Source organism: Burkholderia sp. 3C, assembly GCF_054589155.1.
Window position 1 is genome coordinate 128765 of sequence record NZ_BAAILN010000125.1, and the last position, 17926, is coordinate 146690.

Below are 17926 nucleotides of genomic sequence, written 5' to 3' on the forward strand. Positions count from 1 at the left end.
TGGGTGCGATTGTACGCATCGGCGGGGCGCTGCGGGCGCTCTTGATGGCGCGGGGCAATTCAAAAAATAAATCTTTTTGCGCATAAACCGTGCGGGGTGGTGCGATTCCGGCGCGCATGGCGCGGCGGCCAGGGGATGGCGGCTACAATGCGGCAGCCCGGAACCACGACCCACACGAACACCGCATGACCCAAGCCTCCCGCGCGTACTTGCTCGGCCCCTTGCTGAAAGGGGTGTCGCGCTCGTTCTACCTGACGCTCGCCGTGCTGCCCGCCGGCATGCGCGATCCGATCGGCCTCGCTTACCTGCTTGCGCGAGCGGCGGACACGATCGCCGATACCTCGCTGCTGCCGCCCGCGCGGCGTCTCGAATGGCTGCTGTCGCTGCGCGAGCAGACCAATGGCCGGCCCGACGAGGCGGCGTTGCGCACCATTGCGGCCGAGGTGGCGAGCCAGCAAACCGCATCCGACGAGAAGGTGCTGCTCGAATCGCTCGGGCCGGCGCTCGCGATCCTCGCGCAGCTCGACGATACGGATCGCGCGGCCGTGCGCGGTATCGTCACGACGTTGAGCCAGGGCATGGAGTTCGACCTCGTCACGTTCCCCGACGAAACCTCGGGGCAGCTCGCCGCGCTGCCCGACGACGCGGCGCTCGATCGCTATACCTATATGGTGGCCGGCTGCGTCGGGGAATTCTGGACGACCATGACGCTGGTTCATCAGCCCGGCAAGCTGTTGCGCGACGGCGACGAGATGAAGGCGCTCGGCATTCGTTTCGGCAAGGCGCTGCAACTGACCAATGTGCTGCGCGACGCAGCCAAGGACGTGCGGATCGGCCGCTGCTATCTGCCGCTCGACCGGCTGTCGCGCGCGGGCATTGCGCCGGCCGATCTGCTTCGCGAGGACGCTTCGCAGCTTGCGCGGCCGGTGATGCTCGATCTGGTGCGCGTGTCGCTCGGCCATTTCCGCGCGGCCGTCGATTACACGTTCGCGATTCCGCCCACGGCGATGCGGCTGCGCCTCGCCTGCATCTGGCCGATCGTGATCGGCCTGCAGACGATGCGCTTGCTGGTGGAGAACGACGCATGGCTCGCGCCGGGCCGCGCCTCGAAGGTGCGCCGCAACGATGTTTACAAGCTGATTGCGTGGTCGATTCCGCGTTCGCTGTCGAACCGCAGCCTGCGCCGCTGGTTCGACGGGTTGCTCGGCGATATCGAGCGAGCGCTCGACGCGTAACGGGCTGCGCGCTGACGGCGGTGGTGGTTGGGTTTGGCGCTTGAGCACTGCTCGGCTGTGGCTTGATACCGGTCGGCTGCCACTGGGCTGCCGTTTGACCACCGCATGGGCATTGGTTGGCCAGCCTCGGCCACTGCTCGACCACCGGAGCTACTGCGCCCACCGCGACCGTGGTCGCCGAAGCCACCACCCCGCCAAACGCAACCCAACTTCCCCACCCACACCCCGCCTTCACATCTTTCCGTTTTATTTGAAAATCCTTCAATAGTCGGCCCAATTCTCAATATTGAGCGCCGGTTTCAGAATGGGCTTCAGTTCTTCTTGCCCAGGCTGACTCATGCGACTCGATCACGCGACGATCGTCACCGACGACCTCGACGGCGTATGCCGCTTCTTCGCCGAGGTGGCCGCCCTGACACGCGGCCCGCGCCCGCCGTTCGCGGTGGACGGCGGCTGGTTCTACGCTGACGGCCGTGCGGTGATCCACGTGGTGCGCGCGACGCAGCCGGCGATGGCCGGCCGCGGCGTGCCGCGCATCGATCACGTGGCGCTGCGCGTCGACGACAGCGATGCATGGGCCACCCTGATCGCGCGCGTGCAGCAGCACGGGCTGCGCCATCAGGTGAACCGCGTGCCGCTGTCCGGCGAGCTGCAATTGTTCGTGCCGCTCGCCCCCGGTGTGACGATCGAGTTCGTCATGGCGATGCAGGAAGAACCGGCCCCATGCGCCATCACACCTCCTTCATCCGCAACGAGTGACATCGACCATGACGATCATCAGTAATCCAGATCTTTTCAGCCTCGCCACGCTGGCGGGCCGCGATACCGCCCATCGCATCGTGATGGCGCCGATGACGCGCGCCCGCAGCACGCAGCCCGGCGACGTGCCGAACGCGACGAACGCGCGCTACTACGCGCAGCGCGCCTCGGCGGCGCTGATCGTGACCGAGGCCACGCAGATCTCGCCGCAGGGCAAGGGCTATTCGTTTACGCCCGGCATCCATAGCGACGCGCAGATCGCGGGCTGGCGTGGCGTGACCGATGCGATCCATGCCGAGGGTGGCCGCGTGTTCCTGCAGCTGTGGCACGTCGGGCGCATGTCGCACCCGGATTTCCACGACGGCGCGCTGCCGGTGGCGCCGTCGGCGGTGCCGTTCGACGCGCAGATCTGGAAGGTCGATCCGGCCACCGGCCAGGGCGCGATGGTCGATTGCCCCACGCCACGCGCGTTGCATATCGACGAGATTCGACAAATCGTTCAGGACTACCGGCAAGCGGCGCGCAATGCGATCGAAGCCGGCTTCGATGGCGTCGAGGTGCATGGCGCGAATGGTTATCTGGTCGATCAGTTCCTGCGCACGCTGTCGAACCAGCGCACCGACGAATACGGCGGTTCGCGCGAGAACCGTCTGCGCTTCCTGAAGGAAGTGGTGGACGCGATCGCCGACGAGATCGGCGCCGAACGCACCGCAATCCGCCTCGCGCCGTTCCTGACCGCACGCGGCATGGCCTGCCCCGACATTTTGCCGACCATTCTGGAGGCGGCCGTGTTCCTGCAGGCGCGCGGCATTGCCTATCTGCATCTGGTCGAGGCCGATTGGGACGACGCGCCGCAATTCACCGAGACGTTCCGCCGCGAGATCCGCGAACGTTTCGTACAACCGATCATCGTGGCCGGCAACTACGACGTCGAGCGTGCGAACTGGGTGCTCGGGCACGGCTACGCCGATTTCGTCGCGTTCGGCCGGCCGTTCATCGCGAACCCCGATCTGCCGTACCGGCTCGAACACGGCCTGCCGCTGGCCGAGCCGGACGGCGCCACGCTGTTCGGCGGCGATGCGCGCGGCTACACCGATTACCCCGCGCTCGCGCGCGAGGCCGAAGCGGCGCGGTAAGCGCCCGCATTCCCGTGAACCAACCTTGATGGAGGCATTTCCGATGACATTCGACGGCAAGCAGGTACTCGTGGTGGGCGGCAGCTCCGGCATCGGCGAGGCGGCGGCACGCGCGTTCGCGGAGCGCGGCGCGACCGTGACGATCGTCTCGCGCAACGCGCAGAAGCTGGCCGAGAGCGCGTCGCGCATCGGCCACGGCGTGCGCACCGCCGCGCTCGACATCACCGACGACGATGGCGTGCGCGCCTGGCTCGACGCGGCGGGCGCGTTCGATCACGTGGTGGTGTCGGCCGCGCAGACGGCCACCGGCCCGGTGCGCGGGCTCGACCTGAAGGACGCGCAGGCGGCGATGGACAGCAAGTTCTGGGGCGCCTACCGCGTCGCGCGCGCCGTGCAGATTCGCGAGGGCGGCTCGCTGACGTTCGTGTCGGGTTTCCTGAGCGTGCGGCCGAGCGGCGCGTCGGTGCTGCAAGGCGCGATCAACGCCGCGCTCGAAGCGCTGGCGCGCGGGCTGGCGCTCGAACTCGCGCCGGTGCGCGTGAACACCGTGTCGCCGGGGCTGATCGCCACGCCGCTGTGGTCGAAGCTCGACGAGGCAGCGCGCGAGAAGCTCTATCAGGGCGCGGCCGGACGGCTGCCGGCGCGGCGCGTCGGCCAGCCCGAGGACGTCGCGAACGCGATCGTCTATCTGGCGTCCACGCCGTATGCGACCGGCTCCACCGTGCTGATCGACGGCGGCGGCGCGATCGCCTGAGCGAAAGGGGGCGCGGCGAACCGTTGGCGCTCGCCGTCGACGACGCGCGCGCCGCCCTGCAACCGGGCCGCGCCTCGATCGGCGGCGCGCTGCGCGTCGGCCGTGTCCGATGAACCGGGCACGCGTCGTTCGCCGTCGTGCCGAGCTGCACCGCACCGAGCCGAGCCGAGCCAAGCCGAGCCAAGCCGAGCCGAGCCGAGCCGAGCCAAGCCGAGCCAAGCCGAGCCGAGCCAAGCCGAGCCAAGCCGAGCCAAGCCGAGCCAAGCCGAGCCAAGCCGAGCCAAGCCGAGCCAAGCCGAGCCAAGCCGAGCCAAGCCGAGCCGAGCCGAGCCGAGCCGAGCCGAGCCGAGCCAAGCCGAGCCAAGCCAAGCCAAGCCGAGCCAAGCCAAGCCAAGCCAAGCCAAGCCAAGCCAAGCCAAGCCAAGCCAAGCCAAGCCGCACCTCACCGCGTTACCATGCCGGGTGCCACGCGATCCGCATCGCCGCTCGCGGCATCAGCGGCACCGGCCGCGCGCGCGTCGTGCGCAAGCAGCGCACGCCCACGCCACCCCATTCCCGACCCTCACCGCCACCCTCATGGACAACCTCGGCGACATCCGTCTCTTCGTGGAAGCCGCGCATCTCGGCAGCCTGTCGGCGGCTGGCCGCAAGCTCGGCCTGTCGCCGGCCGCGGCCAGCGCACGGCTCCTGAAACTCGAAGGCACGCTGAGCACGCAGTTGTTCGAGCGCTCGACGCGCAAGCTGCGCCTGACCGACGAGGGGCGGCTCTACCTCACGCACTGCCGGCACGCGTTGCAGACGCTCGACGACGCACGCGCCGCCCTGCAACTGGGCCGCGCCTCGATCGGCGGCGCGCTGCGCGTGTCCGCCACCTCCGATTTCGGGCGCGTGGTGCTGCGCCGCTGGCTCGACGAATTCAACGATCGTCACCCGCAAGTGGCGCTCACGCTGGTGCTGGCCGATTCGCTGTCGAACCTGCTGCACGACGACATCGATCTGGCGATCCGCTTCGGCGTGCCGGCAGACAGCGCGATGATCGCGCGCCGGCTGGCCGACAACCGCCGCGTGCTGTGCGCGTCGCCGGCCTATCTCGCCGCGCGCGGCACGCCCGAGCATCCCGACGCGCTGGCGGCGCACGATTTCATCCTGTTGGGTTCGTCGGCCGGCGTGGCCAACCAGTGGACGTTCTCGCGCGACGGCGAGACGGTGTCGTTCACGGCGCCGCCCGAGCGCGCGCGTCAGACCAACGACGGCGCGCTGGCCCGCGAATGGGCCGTGGAGGGGCGCGGCGCGGTGATGAAATCGATCTGGGACGTGGGCGCCGACCTGCGCGCCGGGCGTCTGGTGCTGCTGCTGCCCGAGTGGCGCTGCCCGGACCTGCCGGTGCACGCGCTGTTCCAGCGCAGCCAGTACATGGCGCCGCGCGTGCGTGCGCTGCTCGATTTCCTGACGCAGCGCTTCGACGAGGCGGCCGGCGAGATCGCGCCGTTCCTGCGCTGAACGCGAACGCCGCCTACTTCGTGACGGCGAACAGCGTCAGGTTCATGAAGATCTTGAACGCGTAGCCGAGCGCGACCGCGCCGGTCACGCCGCCTGCCCAGAGCAGGATGAACCACACCCAGCCCGGCAGGCGGCGCGGTCGGCCCGCGCCGGTTTCAGTGGTGGTAGTAGTGGTTGTCTTCATGGCGGATCTTGCCCCGGAATACCCAGTAGCCGAGCGTCGTGTAGGCGATGATGATCGGGATGATCACCGCCGCGCCCACCAGCGTGAACATCTGGCTCGAATGTGGCGCGGCCGCTTCCCAGATCGTGACGCTGCGCGGGATCGCATACGGGAACAGGCTGACCAGCAGGCCGATGTAGCCGAGTGCGACGAGTGCGAGCGCGAGCACGAAGGGCAGCGTATCACGGCGCGCACGGATCGCCCGAACCATCCACACGCCGCAGGCCACCACCAGGAACGGCACCGGCATCAGGTACACGAACAGCCCCGAACCGAACCAGCGCTGCGCGACGGCCGGCTCCTGCAGCGGCGTCCAGATGCTGACCACGCCGATCATGCCGAGCAGCACGATCGTCAGCGGCAACACCACGCGATGCAGGCGGCGTTGCAGGTCGCCTTCCGTCTTCGCGACCAGCCAGCAGCAGCCGAGCAGCGCGTAGGTGGCGATCAGGCCGAGCCCGGTCAGCACCGAGAACGGCGTGAGCCAGCCGAACGGGTCGCCGCCGAACTGGCCGTTCTGCACCGGAATGCCCTGCAGGTAGGCGCCGAGCGCGATGCCCTGGAAAAACGTCGCGCCGGCCGAGCCGCCGATGAACGCGAGATCCCACAGGTGCTTGGTGCGGCGCGCCTTGGCGCGCAGCTCGAACGACACGCCGCGGAAGATCAGGCACACCAGCATGAAGATCAGCGGCAGGTAGAGCCCCGAGAGCACCGTCGAATAGACCATCGGGAATGCCGCGAACAGCCCCGCGCCGCCGAGCACGAGCCAGGTTTCGTTGCCGTCCCAGACGGGCGCGACGGTGTTCATCATCAGGTCGCGTTCCTTCTCGTCGGGGAAGAACGGGAAGACGATGCCGATGCCGAGGTCGAAGCCGTCGAGCACCACATACATGAAAAGGCCGAGCGCGATGATCGCAGCCCAGATGACGGTGACGTCCATGATGGTTCCTTGTGCGTGTTCTGTCGGGGCGGCGCGGCTCAGGCCGCGTCGATCAACTGATCCGGCGCGGACAGCGGGCGGCGGCCGGAGTGATCGCCATGTCCGTCGTGGCCGCCGTGCGGCGCGTCGGGCAGCGCCGGGCCGGCGTTGATCAGCTTCAGCAGGTAGTAGATGCCGGTGCCGAACACCAGGAAGTAGACGCACACGAAGGTCAGCAGCGACAGCCCGACCTGCTGTGTGGTCAGCGGCGAAACCGCGTTCGCGGTGCGCATCACGCCGTACACCACCCACGGCTGGCGGCCGGCTTCGGTCGTGATCCAGCCTGCCAGCAGCGTGATGAAGCCGGTCGGTCCCATCACCAGCGCGAGCTTGTGGAACCAGCGCGCCTCATAGAGCCGGCCGCGGCGGCGCAGCACCCAGCCCGCGAGCGCCAGGCCGATCATCGCGAAGCCGAGGCCCACCATGATGCGGAAGGTCCAGAAGATCAGCGTGGAATTCGGACGATCCTCGGGCGCGAAGCTCTTGAGGCCGCGAATCTCGCCGTCCCAGGTGTGCGTGAGGATCAGGCTGCCGAGGTGCGGCACCTTCAGCGCGTAGTGCGTGGTTTCGGCCTGCATGTCGGGGATGCCGAACAGGTTCAGCGCGGTGCCGCCTTTCTCGGTGTCCCACAGTCCTTCGATCGCGGCGATCTTGGCCGGTTGGTACTTGAGCGTGTTGATGCCGTGCTGGTCGCCCACCACCGCCTGGATCGGCGCGAGGATCAGCAGCAGGCCGAGCGCCATCGAGAACATCGTCGTGACGGTCTTGTCGCGGCGGCCCTTGAGCAGATGCCAGGCGCCCGTGGCGGCCACCACCAGCGCGGCCACGATGAACGCGGCGATCGCCATGTGCGCGAGGCGGTACGGGAACGACGGGTTGAAGATGATCTTGAACCAGTCGGTCGGCACGATGCGGCCGCCTTCGATCGCGAAGCCCTGCGGCGTTTGCATCCAGCTGTTGGAGGCGAGGATCCAGAACGTGGAGATCAGCGTGCCGACCGCCACCATCAGCGTCGCGCCGAAGTGCGCGCGCGGGCTGACGCGGTTCCAGCCGAACAGCATGATGCCGAGGAAGCCCGCTTCGAGGAAGAACGCGGTCATGACCTCGTACATCAGCAGCGGGCCGGTGACCGAGCCGGCGAAGCTGGAGAAGCCGCCCCAGTTGGTGCCGAACTCGTAGCTCATCACGACGCCGGACACGACGCCCATGCCGAACGCGACGGCGAAGATCTTCGACCAGTAGTGACAGAGGGTTTTGTAGTGCGCCTGGCCGGTTCTGAGCCAGCGGTATTCGAGCACGGCGATGAAGCTCGCGAGGCCGATGCTCAGCGCGGGAAAGACGATGTGGAACGAGACGGTGAAGGCGAACTGCAGGCGGGCCAGATCCAGTGCAGAAAGAGCGGTTTCCATGAGCGTATGACCGATGCGTGCGACGGCCGCGGGCGGGTGCCGGGCGGCCCTCCCGTCGTCGCGCGATACGCAGCGACGACGGGGATGGACGCAGTATCGTGATCGCGCCTGGGCTGTGAAATGTGCCAACTAGTCGCACTTTGATCGCGCCAAATTCTTGTTATTGATCAACATCTAGATAAGGCATTGATAAGCATCAAATTTTTGAAATCGCAGGCGGCGTGATCGAGATGCGGTGGTGCGTCGCACCTGCGGCAATCGACCGCTGAGAAGCGCGTGGCGTCCGCTTCGCGTTCATGGCTGCGCATGTCGACGATGGTCGGCGTGGGAAACCGGAATGACGCGGCATCGAACTGGCCATGGCGTTTCGATTGGCCGACGCGCCTTTTGCAATTGCCCTTCACGTCCGGCATGCGCTTTTCCTTCGCCGGCTGTCCGAATATTTCCACGTATTACCGGGTAATCGAGGCCGGACCGCGCGACGCGGTTTTGCCATCGGCCGGTCACGAATGTAACGACCGGCAAGAACCCTGCGCACACTCGTAACTGAAGCGGCGGTGCGCGCGAGTAGCGTCTCGGACATCGACAACCGCGGGCGGTACGGCCCGCGTTTTCCGGAGCGTGAAGTGAGCAAACTGAAAATCGTGCTCGGCGTCGCGGCGCTTGCCGCCGTGACCGCCACGAGTGCCGCGCATGCGGCGCGGGTGGGGGTGTATATCGGCGGCCCGGGCTGGGGGCCGGGGCCTTACTGGTATCCGCCGCCCGTTTATTACGCGCCGCCGATGGTGGCGGTGCCGATGGATCCGGGGCCGCCGCCCGAATACGTCGAGCAGGGCCAGCCGCCCGGCCCGGCGCAGCCCGAGCAGGATGCCGGCGCGCCGCCGCTGCAACCCGGCTATTGGTACTACTGCAACGCGTCGAAGCATTACTACCCGTATGCGAAGACCTGCGCGTCCGGCTGGCGTGAAGTGCCGGCCCGCCCGCCGCAACCCTGACGAGGCCCCCATGACATTCGAGATTCGAACTTGCGGGCGCTGGGCGCTCGCGGCGGCAGGCGCGGGCCTGTTGAGCGCCTGCGCGGTGGTGCCGCCCGGGCCGAGCGTGATGGCGCTGCCCGGCACGGGCAAGACCTTCAACCAGTTCCAGGTGGACGACGGCAACTGCCGCCAGTACGCGATGAACCAGGTGGGCGGCGTGTCGGCCAATCAGGCCGCCACCGCCAGCGCGGTGGGCAGCGCGGCGATCGGTACCGCGCTCGGCGCCGCCGCCGGGGCGGCATTCAATGGCGGGGCCGGTGCGGCCGTCGGCGCGGGCGTCGGGCTGCTGGCCGGCAGTGCGGTAGGCGCGGGCGCGGCGCAAGGCTCGGCCTATGACGTGCAGCGCCGCTACGACTACGCCTATGTGCAGTGCATGTACGCAGCCGGCGACCGCGTCCCGGTGCCGGGCCGGGTGCGCGGCGCCCCGCCGCCCGATGGTTACGGCACTGGCGGTTACGGCGGCGCGTACGGCGCCAATCGCGGCTACACGCCGCCGCCGCCGCCCGACATGCCGCCACCGGACTGACCCGGACTGACCGCCCGGGCGCAACCCATCCAGAACGGCGCAATGCACCTGAAACGGGCATTGCGCCGTTTTTGTTCGAGCCGATAGTTATGAAATTAAGCAGCGACTACGGACCGGTTTCGACCCTTCCGGATGTGCGCAATCGTTTCACGTAATTCTTTTCTCATTACGGAATTTTGTGCAGTGCGAGGCAGGAGAATAAATTTCAAGCAATGCAAGCGATATACAGTATCAAGTCGGCATTGCTTCGCGAGAACATTTTGTATGGATCATGTCTTTTTTCAAATTCCCGGCGCAACTCGAAAATAAATGTATGTGCAACTAGTCGCCACTCGCTCGAGCGGCATCTGCGCCCGCGGACAGGCATCGGGAAATTTTTCCGACAAGCGAAAAATTGCTCACCAAAACTAGGTATTTGCTCAGACCCCTTCTTGTTGTCTGAACACAGACCTTGATCATGCTCAAATTGTGAACGAATAGTGCGCTATAACGCGCCACGCGGGCGTCGATATTGAGGGTATCCGCGCGCAGGCACATCACGTGCGGCGACTTGAGTTCGTACCGCGTCGAAGTCACTCCCGGCGTCCGGCTTCATTCCGGAAATCAGAATTTCACGCTGTGGGTGGCGAGCGATAGATATGAAGAATCCCGCCGGCCTGACTTATTTCGCTCGCCATTTTTTGGATACGGGGGGAAATCGACTTTCAGGTTCCTTCGCAATTGCGCTGCACGTTATTCGCAATCAGGTATGGGAAAATCTTGAACGATCGATTACTATTTTTTAATTGAAATTTTTCCGAGAGATCCTTCGCTAAATGGAAGATTCATCAATACATCCATTGAAGCTGGCTGGCCTGACCACGCGGCTGTTTACGCGTGTCGTCGACAGGCCCCTGCGCGACCTCGGTTTCGCGCTGAGCCAGGTTCCCGTTCTCGGCCTGCTGAAAGCAGCAGGCGCGCTGTCGCAAGCCGAGCTTGCGCGTCGCATGCAGGTCGAGCAGCCCAGCATGGCGCAACTGCTGAACCGGATGGAGCGCGACGGCCTCGTCTGCCGCGTGCCTGATCCGGAAGACAAGCGCAGCCGCCTCATTTCCCTCACCGACGATGCTGCCCGGAAGCTGCCGGACGGCCGTGCGGTGCTCGAAGAGGCCGGCCGCGTCGGGCTCGACGGCTTGAGCGACGAGGAATGCCGTCAGCTCGCCAGCCTGTTGGGCCGCGTCAACGCCAACCTCGAACGCGCCACGCACGGCGATGGCCTGCCGCGCGAGCTGAACCTGTGTTGCGAGGTCGAAGGCGCGATCTGATGGTGGTTCGAAGGGGCGGTTCCGCCCCTTTCTCTCGCTTCGCTGCTCGTTGACCGGGACGAACCCCGCCAACCGGGCAGCGAAGTGCGTACACTCGGATTCTTCCTATCCATTGCGCCGGGCTCGCCGGCGCCATTCCGAGGACGCCCCTGATGATCGATTTACGCAGCGATACCGTGACGCGCCCGAGCCAGCCGATGCTGGCTGCCATGACTGCCGCCGAAGTGGGCGACGATGTCTGGGGTGACGATCCGACGGTCGCGCGGCTGCAGGCCGTCACGGCCGAGCGCGCCGGCAAGGCAGCCGGCCTGTTCTTCCCGAGCGGGACGCAGAGCAACCTGGCGGCGTTGATGGCCCATTGCGGGCGCGGCGACGAATACCTGGTCGGTCAGCAGGCGCACACCTACAAATACGAAGGCGGCGGCGCGGCCGTGCTCGGCAGCATCCAGCCGCAGCCGCTCGACAACGCGCCCGACGGCTCGCTGCCGCTCGAGCGGATCGCCGCCGCGATCAAGCCCATCGATCACCACTTCGCGCGCACGCGCCTGCTCGCGCTCGAAAACACGATCGGCGGCAAGGTGCTGCCGGCCGGCTATGTTGACGAAGCGACGGCGCTCGCGCGCAGCCGCGGGCTGGCGACGCATCTCGACGGCGCGCGCGTGTGCAACGCGGCAGTGGCGAGCGGCGCGCCGCTCGAAGCGCTGTGCGCGCCGTTCGACAGCGTGTCGATCTGCTTCTCGAAGGGCCTGGGCGCGCCGGTCGGCTCGGTGCTGGTCGGCAGCCGCGAGTTGATCGACACGGCGAGCCGCTGGCGCAAGGTGCTCGGCGGCGGGATGCGCCAGTCGGGTGTGCTCGCGGCCGCGTGCCTCTACGCGCTCGATCATCACGTCGAACGCCTCGCCGACGATCACGCCAACGCCGAGCGGCTGGCCGCGGGTCTCGCGCAGATCGGCGAGGTCAAGGTGCTGTCGCAGGCTACCAATATGGTGTTCGCGCAGTTCCCCGAAGCCGATTGCGTGGCGCTCGAAGCCTGGCTGAAGGCGCGCGGGATTCTGACGCAGATGCTGTACGCGTCGCGCTTCGTCACGCATCGCGACGTGTCGGGCGAGGACATCGATACGTTCGTGGCGGCGGTGGGCGCGTTCTTCGCGCAGGCGCACCGCGCTTGAGCGTGCATCGTCGTCGTATGTAATGGCGAGTTGGCTGCACGGCGGCCGCCGGACGCGCGGCCGCTTTTTTCTTTCCGCCGCGCCGTTCAGGCCGGCACCATCACCGGCGGTGCATCGCTGCCGGCATCGAGCATCTTCACCGCGAAGCCGTAGCAGCGCTCGATCGCTTCGGGCCGCATCAGTTCGGCCGGCGGGCCTTCGGCAAACACGTCGCCGTCGGCGAGCAACGCGATGCGGTCGGCATGACGCGCGGCCAGGTTCGGGTCGTGGACGATCGTCAGCACGCCGAGCCGCCAGTCGCGCGCCAGTTGGCGCACCGTGGCCAGCAGATGATGCTGGTGCGCGAGGTCGAGCGCGGCGGTCGGCTCGTCGAGCAGCAGATAGCGCGGGGCGTCGGCGGGATGGCGCGTGTCGTCGTCGGGCCAAAGCTGCGCGAGCACGCGCGCGAACTGCACGCGCGCCAGCTCGCCGCCCGACAGCGTCGTCACGTCGCGGCCGGTCAGCGTGCCGGCATCGGCCAGGGTGAGCGCTTGCCTCGCGATCGCATGATCGCGCGTGCCGAGCGCGCCCGTTTGCTTCGCGTGCGGGTAACGGCCGAGCAGCACCAGTTCCTCTGCGAGAAACGGAAACGCGGGCTGCGCCGCTTGCGGCAGCACGGCGCGTAGCCGTGCGAGCTGCACCGCGCCGAGCCGATCGAGCGGTGTGCCATTGAGCGTGACATGGCCGTCGATGCGAACCTGTCGGCCGAGGCCGCTGCCGCTTGTGTGGAAATCGCCCGCCAACGCTTTCAGCAGCGTGCTTTTGCCCGCACCGTTGCGACCCAGCAGCGCGGTGACCGAGCCGGGTGCGATGCGCAGCGAGAGCCCGCGCAGAATGTCGCGGCGGCCGCGGGCGAGGGAAAGTCGTTCGGCGATCAGCATGAGGGAAGGCGAGGGCGCGGCATCAGCCGCCGAGCGCGCCGCGACTGTTGCGCAGCAACGCGAGAAAGAACGGCGCGCCGATCAGCGCGGTCAGGATGCCGAGCGGAATCTCGACCGGCGCGACCACGGTGCGCGCGGCCAGGTCGGCGGCCACCACCAGCAATGCGCCGAGCAGGGCCGCGCCCGGCATCACGACGCGCTGGTCCGGGCCGCACACGAGCCGCACGCAATGCGGCGCGACCAGGCCGATGAAACCGATCACGCCCGTGCACGACACCAGCGCGCCAATGCCGAGCGCCGTGGCGATCAGCACGCCGCGCTTGACGCGCTGCACCAGCACGCCGAGATGCAACGCTTCCGCCTCGCCGAGCTGCAGCGCGTTCAGCGCATCGCGCTCGCGCATCAGCCAGGCCGTGCCCGCGAGCGCGAACGGGGCCACCACGGCGATCGTCGACCATTGCGCACCGCCCACGCTGCCGAGGCTCCAGAACGTCAGCGAGCGCAGTTGCGCGTCGCTGGCCACGTAGGTCAGCAGGCCGATCGCCGCGCCCGCCAGCGCGTTGATCGCGATTCCGGCGAGCAGCAGCAGCGGCAGCGCGAGGCGGCCCTGCGTGGCGGCGAGCCGGTAGACCAGTGCGGCCACCGCGAGCGCCCCGGCGAACGCGGCGACCGGCAGCCACGCGGCCGGAACGGTTGCGGACGCAAGCATCGGGCCGAGCACGATCAGCGCGGCCGCGCCGAGCGCTGCGCCGCTCGACACGCCCACCAGCCCCGGATCGGCCAGCGGGTTGCGGAACAGCGCCTGCATTGCCGCGCCCGATGCGCCGAAGCCGATGCCGACCAGCGCCGCGAGCACCACGCGCGGCGCGCGAATCTCCAGCAGGACGGCGCGCGCCTGTTGCGACGCGGCGTCCGGCGCGAACAGCGCGGCGGCGAACTGGGCGGGTGTTAACTGGTATGCGCCGATGCAGCAGGCGGCCAGCATCGCGAGCAGCAGCGCGGCGAACGCGCCGGCCAGCACGAGGCGCGCGGTGGTACGGCGGCGCGCGATCGCGTCGGAGGCGCCCGCTTCGGCGAGCGGGCCGGTGCCGGCGCTCGTCAAGGTGGTCGAGCCGGGCGGCATCAGGCGGCCGGCTTGGCGGCGGGGAGATGGGCGGGCGAGGCGGCATCGTCGCGATGCGCGGCGGTGGCCGAGGTCGCGGCCGAATCGGCGCTGCCGTCCTGCGGGTCGCGATGGGGATCGGCGATGGGCTGAAGATCGAATGCGCCGGCGGGCGCGGTGCGGCGCAGCCGGCGGAATAGCGGATGGCGAGGCATGAGGGGGATCTCCGGTCGAGGCGTCGAGCGTGGCTGGCTCGGTGGCGGCCCCACCTGGCTTGCGTGTCGCCGGTGTCGGAACCGGCGAAAGACAGTCATGAAAGCCGAAATATTAATTGAGAATGATTATCAATACAACATCAGCGACAAATCCTTCTCGCAACTAACGGTCAACCCGGCAAGTCGCTTCGAACGAACTCCCGGCAAACCGCCGCGTAAACGGCATGTGGCCCGGAATACCGGGCCACATCATCAAGCTATCCAGCGACATTCAAGCCAGTCGCCGGAACACGAAAAGGTGAGTGCCTACTTCGCAGCGACCGCCGCAGCCGCGACCTGCGCCGCTTTCGCCTGCTGCACGACCTGCGCGACGCGCTCGATGAACGCGCGCTCGACGCTGACCACGGCCTCGCGCTTGCCCTCGGCCGTATCGACGATCAACCGGTAGGTGACGTCCTGGGAGATCCAGGCCAGGTAGCCGACCACGGCCAGCATCACGCCGATCACCAGCCCGGCGCTCGATCCATACAGCGCCCCGGCAATCACGCCAGCCACGCCGATCAGCGAAATGCCGATCGGCACGATGCGATCCTTGTTGACGGTCACGACGCTGACGTCGCGGATGTCGCGCAGCGCAAAGACCAGCCCCGCACTCGACAGCCCGTTGCGCGTGACGGTGACACCGCGTTCGTTGAATGGGTTTTCCATAGTGTGAAATACCGAGCGGAAAACGGGGAGCGTAGCAGAATTCCCGTCGCGCTTGCCCGAATTCGGGGCGCGACGGGATGACGGCGATCAGAGAACCTGACCGACGAGAACGAGCCGAACGGCGTTCAGATCAGCGAGGCGCCATCTTCGAACAGGCGCCCCGGAATGTGCGAAGCGACCGCCTCGGCGATCTGCACATCGGTGCTTTCGGCGGGGACGATGCGGCGGCGAGCCGGCGCGTCGAGGTGCATGGTCCATTCGACGAGCCGGTACGGCCGGCCCCATGGGCGTTGCATGGTTACCGAAACACGGCAGCTCTGAACCGGAAACGCGTGTTCGCGCGTCAGTATTGTGGGCAGATTGCTGAAAACAATATCTTCGATCATCGTTTCCTCCGGTCCTGTCTTCCCCGTTGGCGACGGTCGCCGGGCACGCGGGCAAAAAAAAGCCGCCGATGCTCAGGCGGCCAACAGGGGGGGTGAGAGGATCCTCTCAATCCAGAATTAAATGAAACTTAAAAGCGGCCAAAAAAAAACGTCCCGCCGGAGCGGGACGTTTCTGCCGTAGTACTTCGCGGGTAAAGCGAATGCTTAGAACTTGTGGCGGATACCGACGCGAGCAGCGATCTGGTTCTTCGAACCCGTGCCCGACGTACCGAAGTAGCTCGTCGACGAACCGATCTGCGCTTGCACGCCACGGCCCGAAGCTTGTTGGTACACGGCCAGTGCGTAGACGTCCGTACGCTTCGACAGTGCGTAGTCGACCGTGCCGTTCACTTGGTTCCAGTGGTACGAAGCGTTGCCTTGCGACGCGCTCGTGTACGTGTAGCCCACTGCGCCCGACAGAGCCGGCGTCAGAGCGTACTTTGCGCCAGCTTCGTAGGCGTTGTACTTCGTGCCGTTCGAGTTGATCGCGCTGAATTGCGTGTTCGTCCACAGCAGCCATGCCGTTGCCGGGCCCCAGACGTAACGGCCACCCACGCCGAACGTACGCAGATCCTTGACCGTGCCCGTCGAGATGTTGGCGATGGCGGTCGAGAATGCCGGGGTCGACAGTGCCGGGAAGCGGATGTCCGTGTAAGCCGCGCCGACCGAGAACGGGCCGTTCGCGTAGTTCGCGCCGAAGCTGTATGCGCGCGACGAACCCGTCGTCGTGCCGACCGTCGGCGAGCCTGCGAAGGCGCCAGCCTGGTTCGAGAAGCCGTACAACGCGCCGAACGTCAGGCCGTAGTAGTTGGCGCTCTGGAACTTGACCGAGTTGTTGATGCGGCTCGAGGTCAGTTGGTCGATGTCGTTGACGTGGTAAGCGTAGTTACCGACGACCGTGTTGCCACCCGTCGAGTAGTTCGAACCGAGGATGTCGGTCGAGAAGGAGTACTGACGGCCGAACGTGACCGTGCCCATGTCGTTCTTCGACAGGCCGACGTAGGCTTGACGGCCGAACATCGCGCCGCCTTGGCCCAGCGTGCCGTTGCCGCTGTTGAAGCCGTTTTCGAGCACGAAGATTGCCTTCAGGCCGCTGCCCAGGTCTTCCGTGCCGCGGATGCCCCAACGGCTGCCTTGTGCAACGCCGTCGTCATACTTGAAATTCTTGGCCGAGCCGCCGGTAACCGAGCTGTGGTTAACGTAGCTGATACCTGCATCGATCACGCCGTAGAGCGTGACGCTGCTTTGAGCGTGAGCAGCGGTGGCCGTGGCTGCCAGGACGGCGGTGGTCAACAGTTTCTTGTTCAAGACAATCTCCGAGCGAAATTAGGTGTGTGCGGTTCCGGGGCTCTTGAAGGCGTTTGGAAGGAACGGACCGGACTTTACATGCGGGCAGCGCAAGGAATGTGACAGCGATTGTCATAATTCACTTTTGTAGCGCCCGCACCACAGCAGACGAATGGCTCGTTGCACCTGCAACCGATATGACGAATTGGCTTTTGCTTTTCGCGGTTCGTCATCGATGCAGATGACGAACGCTTGGTTGGAGGCCGGCCCCCCAAATGCGACGATGCGCTGCTAATTCAGCGTAATTCAATGCAAATCAACACGAAAAAGGGGATGCCATGCCGCGTTTGACCAACGGATTCGCGCAGTTCGCGAGGCTTGCCACGATCGGCGGCACGCTGATGTTTGCGGCCGCATCGGTGGCCTGGGCCGACGGCGCGCCGCTGAAAATCGGCACCATGAGCGGGCCGGACGCGCAGATCTGGAACGAGGTGGCGAAGGTGGCCGGCCACGACGGCCTGCAGATCAAGGTGATCGAATTCAACGATTACGTGCAGCCGAACGCGGCGCTCGATTCGGGTGATCTCGATGCCAACGGCTTCCAGCACCAGCCGTTTCTCGACAGCCAGATCAAGCAGCGCGGCTACAAGATCGTCAGTGTCGGGCTGACCTACACCGCGCCGATGGGCTTCTATTCGAAGAAGCTCAAATCGCTGAAGGACCTGCCCGACGGCGCCAAGGTGGGCATCCAGAACGATCCGTCGAACGGCAATCGCGCGCTGCTGCTGTTGCAGAAGTACGGCGTCATCAAGCTCAAGCCGGGCGCGGGCGTCAACGGCGTGAATGCCACGCCGCTCGACGTGGTGGCGAATCCGAAGCACATCAAGCTGGTGGAACTCGATTCGGCGCAACTGCCGCGCGCGCTGCCCGATCTCGACGCGGCGTCGATCAACACCGATTACGCCGTCAAGGCGGGGCTGACGCCCACCAAGGATGCGATCGCGATCGAGGATCTGAAGGGGCCGTACGCGAACCTGATCGCCGTGCGCGCTCAGGATCGCGACAAGCCGTGGGTGAAGAAGCTGGTGGCGGCCTACGAGTCGGACGACGTGCGCAAGTTCATCGACGCGAAGTTTGCCGGCGCGATCGTGCCGGCGTTCTGAACGGCATTCGCCGCGAGGCGGCAAGATGCAAAAACGGCCGGGAGGCGCCACGCGCGCCTTCCGGCCGTTTTCATT

General features: G+C 66.8%; 20 protein-coding genes. 10 read left to right on the forward strand and 10 right to left on the reverse strand.

The window, feature by feature from the left end; translation table 11 throughout:
* Window positions 1–185: 185 nt before the first annotated feature.
* The 5 genes from ACYP33_RS25595 (at window position 186) to ACYP33_RS25615 (ending at window position 5384) form a co-directional block, all read left to right on the forward strand.
* Window positions 186–1235, forward strand: coding sequence for a phytoene/squalene synthase family protein (locus ACYP33_RS25595; protein WP_414440408.1), 1050 nt, complete (start codon window positions 186–188; stop codon window positions 1233–1235).
* A 337-nt stretch (window positions 1236–1572) separates the two neighbouring features.
* Window positions 1573–2019 (forward strand): VOC family protein, encoded by a 447-nt coding sequence (locus ACYP33_RS25600; RefSeq protein WP_459624401.1) that lies wholly within the window; start codon window positions 1573–1575, stop codon window positions 2017–2019.
* Window positions 2003–3130, forward strand: a complete 1128-nt coding sequence (locus ACYP33_RS25605; RefSeq protein WP_459624402.1) for an alkene reductase — start codon at window positions 2003–2005, stop codon at window positions 3128–3130. Before ACYP33_RS25600 ends, ACYP33_RS25605 begins: the two co-directional genes overlap by 17 nt.
* A gap of 43 nt (window positions 3131–3173) precedes the next feature.
* A complete protein-coding gene (locus tag ACYP33_RS25610) occupies window positions 3174–3884 on the forward strand; it encodes an SDR family oxidoreductase (RefSeq protein WP_459624403.1) in 711 nt (236 codons plus the stop codon).
* Window positions 3885–4460: 576 nt separating this feature from the next.
* Window positions 4461–5384 (forward strand): LysR family transcriptional regulator, encoded by a 924-nt coding sequence (locus ACYP33_RS25615; protein WP_459624404.1) that lies wholly within the window; start codon window positions 4461–4463, stop codon window positions 5382–5384.
* 13 nt (window positions 5385–5397) lie between these two features.
* Here the strand turns inward: ACYP33_RS25615 and ACYP33_RS25620 are convergent, their stop codons facing one another.
* The 4 genes from ACYP33_RS25620 to ACYP33_RS25635 form a co-directional block, all read right to left on the reverse strand.
* On the reverse strand, window positions 5398–5568 hold the full coding sequence (locus ACYP33_RS25620) for a hypothetical protein (RefSeq protein WP_459624405.1): 171 nt from the start codon (window positions 5566–5568) through the stop codon (window positions 5398–5400).
* Window positions 5540–6547 (reverse strand): cytochrome d ubiquinol oxidase subunit II, encoded by a 1008-nt coding sequence (gene cydB, locus ACYP33_RS25625; RefSeq protein ID WP_459624406.1) that lies wholly within the window; start codon window positions 6545–6547, stop codon window positions 5540–5542. The genes ACYP33_RS25620 and cydB overlap by 29 nt, the downstream gene beginning before the upstream one ends.
* A 38-nt stretch (window positions 6548–6585) precedes the next feature.
* Complete coding sequence (locus ACYP33_RS25630; RefSeq protein ID WP_414448882.1) at window positions 6586–7995, reverse strand: cytochrome ubiquinol oxidase subunit I; 1410 nt, start codon at window positions 7993–7995, stop codon at window positions 6586–6588.
* A 167-nt stretch (window positions 7996–8162) separates the two neighbouring features.
* Window positions 8163–8408 (reverse strand): hypothetical protein, encoded by a 246-nt coding sequence (locus ACYP33_RS25635; protein WP_459624407.1) that lies wholly within the window; start codon window positions 8406–8408, stop codon window positions 8163–8165.
* A 213-nt stretch (window positions 8409–8621) separates the two neighbouring features.
* Between ACYP33_RS25635 and ACYP33_RS25640 the strand changes: the two genes are divergently transcribed.
* The 4 genes from ACYP33_RS25640 to ltaE all read left to right on the forward strand — a co-directional run bounded on the left by ACYP33_RS25640 (window position 8622) and on the right by ltaE (window position 12031).
* Window positions 8622–8990: a hypothetical protein gene (locus tag ACYP33_RS25640; RefSeq protein WP_459624408.1), complete on the forward strand. Its 369-nt coding sequence runs from the start codon at window positions 8622–8624 to the stop codon at window positions 8988–8990.
* A 10-nt stretch (window positions 8991–9000) separates the two neighbouring features.
* Window positions 9001–9558, forward strand: coding sequence for a hypothetical protein (locus ACYP33_RS25645; protein ID WP_459624409.1), 558 nt, complete (start codon window positions 9001–9003; stop codon window positions 9556–9558).
* Between the two features lie 815 nt (window positions 9559–10373).
* A complete protein-coding gene (locus tag ACYP33_RS25650; RefSeq protein WP_414448884.1) occupies window positions 10374–10862 on the forward strand; it encodes a MarR family winged helix-turn-helix transcriptional regulator in 489 nt (162 codons plus the stop codon).
* Window positions 10863–11014: 152 nt separating this feature from the next.
* Window positions 11015–12031, forward strand: coding sequence for a low-specificity L-threonine aldolase (gene ltaE, locus ACYP33_RS25655; protein ID WP_459624410.1), 1017 nt, complete (start codon window positions 11015–11017; stop codon window positions 12029–12031).
* An 86-nt stretch (window positions 12032–12117) separates the two neighbouring features.
* On the opposite strand, the gene ACYP33_RS25660 is transcribed toward ltaE, so the two are convergent.
* The 6 genes from ACYP33_RS25660 to ACYP33_RS25685 all read right to left on the reverse strand — a co-directional run bounded on the left by ACYP33_RS25660 (window position 12118) and on the right by ACYP33_RS25685 (window position 16709).
* Window positions 12118–12951, reverse strand: coding sequence for a heme ABC transporter ATP-binding protein (locus ACYP33_RS25660; RefSeq protein WP_459624411.1), 834 nt, complete (start codon window positions 12949–12951; stop codon window positions 12118–12120).
* Between the two features lie 22 nt (window positions 12952–12973).
* Window positions 12974–14074, reverse strand: coding sequence for a FecCD family ABC transporter permease (locus tag ACYP33_RS25665; protein ID WP_459624412.1), 1101 nt, complete (start codon window positions 14072–14074; stop codon window positions 12974–12976).
* A complete protein-coding gene (locus tag ACYP33_RS25670; protein WP_459624413.1) occupies window positions 14074–14268 on the reverse strand; it encodes a hypothetical protein in 195 nt (64 codons plus the stop codon). Before ACYP33_RS25670 ends, ACYP33_RS25665 begins: the two co-directional genes overlap by 1 nt.
* 306 nt (window positions 14269–14574) lie before the next feature.
* Window positions 14575–14976: a DUF6232 family protein gene (locus tag ACYP33_RS25675; protein ID WP_414448889.1), complete on the reverse strand. Its 402-nt coding sequence runs from the start codon at window positions 14974–14976 to the stop codon at window positions 14575–14577.
* Between the two features lie 125 nt (window positions 14977–15101).
* On the reverse strand, window positions 15102–15362 hold the full coding sequence (locus ACYP33_RS25680) for a DUF2866 domain-containing protein (RefSeq protein WP_414440391.1): 261 nt from the start codon (window positions 15360–15362) through the stop codon (window positions 15102–15104).
* Between the two features lie 204 nt (window positions 15363–15566).
* Window positions 15567–16709: a porin gene (locus ACYP33_RS25685; protein ID WP_414448890.1), complete on the reverse strand. Its 1143-nt coding sequence runs from the start codon at window positions 16707–16709 to the stop codon at window positions 15567–15569.
* 380 nt (window positions 16710–17089) lie between these two features.
* Here ACYP33_RS25685 and ACYP33_RS25690 point away from each other — a divergent pair, with 380 nt between their 5' ends.
* Complete coding sequence (locus ACYP33_RS25690) at window positions 17090–17851, forward strand: MetQ/NlpA family ABC transporter substrate-binding protein (protein ID WP_414449143.1); 762 nt, start codon at window positions 17090–17092, stop codon at window positions 17849–17851.
* Window positions 17852–17926: the final 75 nt, after the last annotated feature.

Excerpts from the sequence above, each read along its gene's own strand:
- ACYP33_RS25665 (WP_459624412.1), bottom strand. The coding sequence starts at position 14,074 with ATGCCGCCCGGCTCGACCACCTTGACGAGCGCCGGCACCGGCCCGCTC.
- ACYP33_RS25615 (WP_459624404.1), top strand. The coding sequence starts at position 4,461 with ATGGACAACCTCGGCGACATCCGTCTCTTCGTGGAAGCCGCGCATCTC.
- ACYP33_RS25610 (WP_459624403.1), top strand. The coding sequence starts at position 3,174 with ATGACATTCGACGGCAAGCAGGTACTCGTGGTGGGCGGCAGCTCCGGC.
- ACYP33_RS25630 (WP_414448882.1), bottom strand. The coding sequence starts at position 7,995 with ATGGAAACCGCTCTTTCTGCACTGGATCTGGCCCGCCTGCAGTTCGCC.
- ACYP33_RS25635 (WP_459624407.1), bottom strand. The coding sequence starts at position 8,408 with ATGCCGGACGTGAAGGGCAATTGCAAAAGGCGCGTCGGCCAATCGAAA.
- ACYP33_RS25595 (WP_414440408.1), top strand. The coding sequence starts at position 186 with ATGACCCAAGCCTCCCGCGCGTACTTGCTCGGCCCCTTGCTGAAAGGG.
- ACYP33_RS25680 (WP_414440391.1), bottom strand. The coding sequence starts at position 15,362 with ATGATCGAAGATATTGTTTTCAGCAATCTGCCCACAATACTGACGCGC.
- ACYP33_RS25645 (WP_459624409.1), top strand. The coding sequence starts at position 9,001 with ATGACATTCGAGATTCGAACTTGCGGGCGCTGGGCGCTCGCGGCGGCA.
- ACYP33_RS25620 (WP_459624405.1), bottom strand. The coding sequence starts at position 5,568 with ATGAAGACAACCACTACTACCACCACTGAAACCGGCGCGGGCCGACCG.
- ACYP33_RS25650 (WP_414448884.1), top strand. The coding sequence starts at position 10,374 with ATGGAAGATTCATCAATACATCCATTGAAGCTGGCTGGCCTGACCACG.
- ltaE (WP_459624410.1), top strand. The coding sequence starts at position 11,015 with ATGATCGATTTACGCAGCGATACCGTGACGCGCCCGAGCCAGCCGATG.
- ACYP33_RS25660 (WP_459624411.1), bottom strand. The coding sequence starts at position 12,951 with ATGCTGATCGCCGAACGACTTTCCCTCGCCCGCGGCCGCCGCGACATT.
- ACYP33_RS25600 (WP_459624401.1), top strand. The coding sequence starts at position 1,573 with ATGCGACTCGATCACGCGACGATCGTCACCGACGACCTCGACGGCGTA.
- cydB (WP_459624406.1), bottom strand. The coding sequence starts at position 6,547 with ATGGACGTCACCGTCATCTGGGCTGCGATCATCGCGCTCGGCCTTTTC.
- ACYP33_RS25675 (WP_414448889.1), bottom strand. The coding sequence starts at position 14,976 with ATGGAAAACCCATTCAACGAACGCGGTGTCACCGTCACGCGCAACGGG.
- ACYP33_RS25605 (WP_459624402.1), top strand. The coding sequence starts at position 2,003 with ATGACGATCATCAGTAATCCAGATCTTTTCAGCCTCGCCACGCTGGCG.
- ACYP33_RS25690 (WP_414449143.1), top strand. The coding sequence starts at position 17,090 with ATGTTTGCGGCCGCATCGGTGGCCTGGGCCGACGGCGCGCCGCTGAAA.
- ACYP33_RS25670 (WP_459624413.1), bottom strand. The coding sequence starts at position 14,268 with ATGCCTCGCCATCCGCTATTCCGCCGGCTGCGCCGCACCGCGCCCGCC.